Origin of the sequence: Duganella alba (assembly GCF_009674495.1) — a bacterium.
Classification (GTDB): Bacteria; Pseudomonadota; Gammaproteobacteria; order Burkholderiales; family Burkholderiaceae_D; genus Rugamonas; species Rugamonas alba.
In genome coordinates, this window is sequence record NZ_WKJN01000070.1 from 1 (window position 1) to 6,753 (window position 6,753).

Here is a 6,753-nt window from a genome sequence, read left to right on the forward strand (position 1 = left end):
GGTGCTGCTGACCGTGCTGCTCGCGCTGGCCGTGCAAATCGTCTGGCAAGCCAGCCGCCCGCCGGCCCGCGCCCGCGCGCAAGACCTGCCGCCGGCGCCGGCGCTGGCGACACTGCAACTGGCCGCGCTGGGCGACCCGGTGGCGCTGTCGAAAGCCACCATGCTGTACGTGCAAGGCTTCGATGAGCAGGCCGGCATCAGCATCGCCTGGCGCGACCTCGACTACCGCAAGGTGCAAGGCTGGCTGCAACGGGTGCTCGACCTCGATCCGCGCAGCCAGTACCCGCTGCTGGCCGCCAGCGAAGTCTATGGCTCGGTGAGCGACCCGGCGCGCGCGCGACTGATGCTGGACTTCGTCTACGCCCGCTTCGCCGAAGACCCCAACCACCGCTGGCCATGGCTGGCCCACGCCGCGCTGGTCGCCAAGCACCGCCTGCACGACCTGCCGCTGGCGCGCCGCTACGCCGCCGCCATCCGCGAACAGGCCACCGGCGCCAACGTCCCGGCCTGGGCGCGCGAGCTGGAAATCTTCATCGCCGAGGACATGAATGAACTGGACAGCGCGCGCGCCCTGATCGGCGGCCTGCTGCGCAGCGGCCAGATCACCGATCCCCATGAATTGAAGTTCCTGTCCGAGCGGCTGGATGCGCTGAACGCCGCTCAGAAACCCTAGCGCTTGCTATACTACGCACCATGAAAACGAAAGGAATCACCATGCGCCTGCGCCCCCACACCGCCCGCCAACGCGGCTTTACCCTGGTGGAAATCGCCATCGTACTGGTCATCATCGGGCTGCTGCTGGGCGGCGTGCTCAAGGGCCAGGGGCTGATCGACAGCGCCCGCGTCAAGAACATCATCCAGCAATCGACCTCGCTGACGGCGGCCGTCAACGCCTACCAGGACAAGTTCCGCGCCCTGCCCGGCGACGACGTGCAAGGCACCGTGCACGCGCCGGGCGCCACCGGCAACGGCAACGGCGACGGCCAGATCGCCGAATACCTGCTGGCGCCGCAGCACCTGGCGCTGGCCGGCTTCATCACCGGTTCCTACAACGGCACCACCGACTTCATGACCAGCGCCCAGGGCGGCGCCGTCTACATCTACAACGACGTGGTGGGCGGCCGCGGCGGCAACGGCGTACGTCTCGACAACCTGCCCGACTCGTTTGCCGAGCAGCTCGACAGCAAGCTGGATGACGGCAAATACAACACCGGCTCGGTGCGCGCCACCGGCGCCTACACCAACAACGGCAGCGTCATCCAGCGTACCGCCGTGTTCTTCTGAGATTAAAAGCACACTCGTACTTTTATTCGGATAGAATGGCTGTCACACCCAATAAGGGCGCTCCAAAAGGAGCACAGCGAGGCACGGCGACGAAGACAGTGCGCCTGCACGGCAAGGAGCCGTAACGAAGCTGTGCTTCTTTTGGAGCGGCCGCACAAGGAGACAGCGTCATGTTTGAAGAATTCATCGGCACCAAGGCGGTCTCGGCGCGCCATCAGTTCGACACCGCCGCCCTCAGCGCCTGGCTGCGCCGGCATGTGGCAGGCTACCCGGACGGCGAGCTGACGGCCGAACAGTTCAAGGGCGGCCAGTCCAATCCCACTTTCAAGCTCAGCGTCGGCGGCCAGCACTATGTTTTACGCACCAAGCCGGCCCCGGCCGACAAGCTGCTGCCGTCGGCGCACGCCATCGAACGCGAATACCGCGTCATGGACGCGCTGCAACAGCACGGCTTCCCCGCCGCCCGCCAATACGCGCTGTGCACCGACGAATCGGTGATCGGCCGCGCCTTCTACGTGATGGAATTCGTCGAAGGCCGGGTGCTGTGGGACCAGTCGCTGCCCGGCATGACGCCGGACCAGCGCGCCGCCATCTACGATGAACTGAACCGCGTCATCGCCCAACTGCACACGGTGGACTACGCCGCCATCGGCCTGGCCGACTACGGCAAGCCGGGCAACTACTTCGCGCGCCAGATCGAGCGCTGGACCAGGCAATACCTGGCCTCGCAAACCGAAACCATCGAGGCCATGGACCAGCTGATCGCCTGGCTGCCGGCCCACATCCCGCCCGGCGACGACACGTCCATCGTGCATGGCGACTTCCGCCTCGATAACATGTTGTTCCACCCGACCGAGCCGCGCATCCTGGCGGTGCTGGACTGGGAACTGTCGACGCTCGGCCACCCGTTCGCCGATTTTTCCTACCACTGCATGAGCTGGCACATCCCGCCCGGCCAGTTCCGCGGCATCGCCGGCCTCGACCTGCAGGCGCTGGGCATCCCCACGCAGCAGGAATACATCGCCCGCTACGCCGAGCGCACCGGCAAGACGATCCAGCTGGCCGACTTCAATTTCTACCTGGCGTTCAATATGTTCCGTCTCGCGAGCATCATGCAAGGCATCATGAAACGCTACGTCGACGGCACCGCCGCCAGCGCCCAGGCGCTGGAATCGGGCCAGATGGCGCGGCCGATGGCCGAACTGGGATGGGCCTACGCCTGCGGCAAACCGATCTGACGGTGTGGCGGCGGTGATCCGTCTTAGACAAAAGCACTTTCTGAAAACTCCGGCCTCGGCTACTATCGTGCTGCCAGCACCATGACCGAGGCCAAGCGCGTGCCAGAAACAAAACGCAAATCCCTGCCATCCATCCGCTCGCAGATCGCGCTGCTGGTCCTGGCTTGCGCCCTGCCCACGGTGATCGGCTTCGGCGCGCTGGTCGGCCAGTTCTACACGCGCGAGCGCGACAACCTCAAGGAAGACACCCAGCAGGCCGCGCGCGCCGTCGCCGCCGCCATCGACCGCGACCTGGTGCAGAGCGAAGGGGCGGCCACCGCGCTGGCCTCCTCGCCCAGCCTGCGCGGCGGCGACCTGCCGGCGCTGCGCCTGCAGGCCGGCGCCATGCTCAGTCCCCAGTTCCCCGTGTCGCAATTCATCCTCGGCGACGCCACCGGCAAGGCCGTGCTGAACGTCGGCGCCGCGCTGCCCGACACGCTCAATCCGGTCAACAACGCGCGCCGCCTGGCGCCGCTGTTCGGCCATGGCCGGCCGCAGATGTCGGTGGTGGTGGTGGAAGGCAGCGCCCTGCTGGCGCTCGACGTGCCGGTGTTCATCGACAGCCGCGTCGCCTACGCCATGACCGCGCTGCTGAAGCCGGACCGCCTGGCCCGCATCATCGCCGATGAGCACATCGGCGCCGACCAGGCCCTGACCGTGTACGACGCCGACGACAACGTCGTGGCCCAGTACGGCGGCCCGCGCCTGCTGCTGGGCCATGCGGCCACGCCGGCGCTGCGCACACAGCTGCACCAGCCGCAGGAAACCCTGCTCGACACCGAAGACGCCAACGGCACGCCGGTCTACCTCGGCCTGAGCCGGGCGCCGGTCAGCGGCGCGGTGGTGGGGCTGGCCACGCCGCAATCCAAGGCCTTCCAGGAACTGCTGAACGCGGTGGCGGTGATCGCCGCCACCATGATCGCCGTGCTGGCGGCCGGCTTTTCGCTGGCGTGGGCGGTCGGCGGCCGCATCGCCCGCTCGGTGCGCGAGCTGGTGGCGCCGGCGCAGGCCCTGGCCAGCGGCCAGCCGTTCGCCATGCCGGCCGCCGCCTTCAGCGAAGCCGACATGGTGGCGCGCGCGCTGGGCGCGGTGGAAGGCGACCTGCGCCGCCACAGCCTGGAGCTGGAAAGCCTGGTCATCGAGCGCACCAGCCAGCTCGAGAAGAACCGCACCCAGCTCGAAACACTGTATGCCACCGCGCCGGTCGGCCTCAGCTACGTCGACGCCGAACTGCGCGTGGTGCGCATCAACGACTACCTGGCCGCGCTCAACGAGCAGAAAGTGGTGGCGCACCTGGGCCGCCACATCGGCGACATGATTCCCGACTACGCCGTGCGCCGCAGCGTGCTGGAGGACTACCGCATCGTGCTCGACTCCGGCAAGCCGCTGACCGGCATCGAGCGCACCGGCTACCCGGCCTCGTCGCCGGACCAGCTGCGCCACTGGGTGCTCAGCTACTACCCGCAATTCGGCGCCGACGGCAAGATCATCGGCATCACCGCGCTGCTGCTCGACGTCACCGGGCAAAAGCACGTGGAGGCGGAACTGCAACGCTCGCGCCGGCTGCTGAGCTCGGTGGTGGAAAACATCCCGGCGATGATTTTCCTCAAGCGCGCCGAAGACCTGCGCTACGAAATGTTCAACCGCCACGGCGCGCAGATGCTGGGCGTCGGCGGCGACCAGATCATCGGCAGGAACGACTACGATTTCGTGCCGGCCGAACAGGCCGAGGGCTTCATGGCCGACGACCGCCGCGTGCTGGCCACCGCGCCCGGCGTGGTGACCGAGATCGGCGAGGAGCCGCTGGCCACGCCGGACGGCGTGCGCTACCTGACCACGCGCAAGGTGGCGCTGCGCGACGAACACGGCGTCGCCACCCACGTGCTCGGCATCTCGCTCGACATCACCGACCGCAAGGAGGCCAAGGAAGTGCTGCGCGCCACCGCCGAACGGCTGGCCGCCAGCGAACACTTCGTCCGCACCGTCACCGACAACCTGCCCGGCATGGTGGCCTACTGGGACGCCGGATTGCGCTGCCGCTTCGCCAACCGCTACTTCCTCGAATGGCACGGCCTGAGCCACGCGGACATCATCGGCGCCCACATGCCGGACGTGGCCGGGGCCGAGGAATACGCCGAGGGCGCGCCCTACGTGCAGGCGGCGCTGGCCGGCGAACCGCAGGGCTTTGCCGGCAAACTGCGCTGGCCGTCGGGCGACATCAGCCATACCTGGGTCAATTACATCCCCGATGTCGATGATTTGGGAGCTGTAGTTGGTTTCTTTGTGCTAGTCTCCGATGTCACCGAATTAAAGGAAACCGAATTGCACCTGCAGGTCGTCAATGAAGAGCTGATACTGGCACGCGACCGCGCCGAGGCGGCCAGCCGCGCGAAGAGCGAATTCCTGGCCAATATGAGCCACGAGATCCGCACGCCGATGAACGCCATCATCGGCCTGGCGCGACTGCTGGAGGAAGCGCCGCTGGCGCCGCGCGAACGCGGCTACCTGCACAAGATCCAGTTCGCCACGCAGTCGCTGCTCAGCCTGGTCAACGACGTGCTCGACTTTTCGCGGGTGGAGGCCGGCCAGCTGGTGCTGGAACATGCCCACTTCCACCTGCAACACATCCTCGACAGCATCAGCGTCATGCTCAGCGGCAGCGCCTGCGACAAGGGCATCGAGCTGGTGTTCGACATCGATCCGGCCATGCCGACCGAGCTGGCCGGCGACCCGATGCGGCTGCAGCAGGTGCTGCTCAACCTGGTCAGCAACGCCATCAAGTTCACCGCCCACGGCGAAGTGGTGCTGGCGGTGCGCCCCGCCGCCGGTTCGGCCAAGCCGGGCGACCATGCGCTGCTGGTGGAATTCCTGGTGCGCGACACCGGCATCGGCATCGCGCCGGACAAGCAGGCCGGCATCTTCGACGCCTTCTCGCAGGCCGACAGCAGCACCAGCCGCCAGTTCGGCGGCGCCGGGCTGGGCCTGGCGATCTGCCGCCAGCTGGCCGACATGATGGGCGGCGCCATCAGCGTCAGCAGCGCACCGGGACGCGGCGCCGAATTCCTGTTCGCCTGCCCGCTGGAATGCACCTCGCCGCTGGCCGCCGCGCCGGCGCCGTCGGCCACCACCACGCTGTCGGTGCTGATCGTCGACGACAACGCCAGCGTGCGCAAGGCGCTGTATGAGGCGGGCCGCAGCTTCGGCTGGCACACCGCCTGCGCCAGCGGCGCCGACCAGGCCCGCACGCTGCTGGTGGAGCGCGCCCGCGCCGCCCGCCCCTACGACCTGCTGCTGCTCGACCACGACATGCCGGGCGTCGACGGCCCCGCCCTGCTGCACCAGCTGCCGCCCGATCTGGTGCTGCCGCCGGTGCTGATGATGACCTCGGAACACCGCGCCGCGGCGCTGGTGCAGCAGTCGTCGGCGCTGGGACTGGCCGGCGTGCTGGCCAAGCCGGTCAGCCCGGCGCGGCTGCTGGAGCGCGTCAGCGGCCTGCTGGCCGGCGACCAGGCGGCCGACGGCATCCTGGCGCAACTGGAACACACACCGCTGCACGGCCGCCTGGCCGGCATGCGCATCCTGCTGGTGGAAGACAATGAAATCAACCAGGAAGTGGCGGAATACATGCTGCTGCACGCCGGCGCCACGGTGGAAGTGGCGTCCAACGGCCAGCTGGCGGTGGAGCTGCTGGCCGCCGCGCCCGAGCGCTACGACGTGGTGCTGATGGACGTGCAGATGCCGGTGATGAACGGCTACGACGCCACCCGCGAAATCCGCCGCCAGGGCCGGCTGACCTTGCCGATCATCGCCATGACCGCCAACGTGCTGGAAGACGACCGCCGCCGCGCCGCCGAAGCCGGCATGAACGCCCACGTGGCCAAGCCGATCGACGTCGAGGAACTGATCTCGGTGCTGACGCGGCTGGTGACCATCCGCGACGCCACGCGCGAAATGGTGGCGCCGGTGCCGGCCAAGGCGCCGCCGGCGACGCCGGCGGCCGAGCTGATGCCGCCGATCTCGCCCCTGCCCGGCATCGACGTCGAAGCCGCGCTGGGCCGCCTGGGCGGCAACTACGACGCCCTCAGCGCGCTGCTCAAGCGCTTCGAACAATCCCAGGGCGGCGCCGTGGTCGACGTGCGCGCCCTGCTCGGCGCCGAGCAGCGCCAGCAGGCGGCCCAGGTGCTGCACCGCC

Annotated in this window: 4 protein-coding genes; all 4 read left to right on the forward strand. The window is 68.5% G+C overall.

Annotated elements, in window-relative coordinates; genetic code table 11:
- Nucleotide 1 precedes the first annotated feature (1 nt).
- A complete protein-coding gene (locus GJ695_RS29765; RefSeq protein ID WP_166455361.1) occupies nucleotides 2–673 on the forward strand; it encodes a hypothetical protein in 672 nt (223 codons plus the stop codon).
- Between the two features lie 41 nt (nucleotides 674–714).
- Entirely contained in the window at nucleotides 715–1,284 is a 570-nt protein-coding gene (locus GJ695_RS29055) for a prepilin-type N-terminal cleavage/methylation domain-containing protein (RefSeq protein ID WP_154370562.1), read from the forward strand.
- 170 nt (nucleotides 1,285–1,454) lie between these two features.
- Complete coding sequence (locus tag GJ695_RS29060; RefSeq protein WP_154370563.1) at nucleotides 1,455–2,522, forward strand: phosphotransferase; 1,068 nt, start codon at nucleotides 1,455–1,457, stop codon at nucleotides 2,520–2,522.
- Between the two features lie 99 nt (nucleotides 2,523–2,621).
- On the forward strand, nucleotides 2,622–6,753 hold a 4,132-nt coding region (locus tag GJ695_RS29065), incomplete at its 3' end, for a PAS domain-containing protein (RefSeq protein ID WP_371866636.1).

Bases quoted from the DNA above. Each gene is read 5' to 3' on its own strand.
- GJ695_RS29060 (WP_154370563.1), top strand. From the start codon at position 1,455: ATGTTTGAAGAATTCATCGGCACCAAGGCGGTCTCGGCGCGCCATCAG.
- GJ695_RS29055 (WP_154370562.1), top strand. From the start codon at position 715: ATGCGCCTGCGCCCCCACACCGCCCGCCAACGCGGCTTTACCCTGGTG.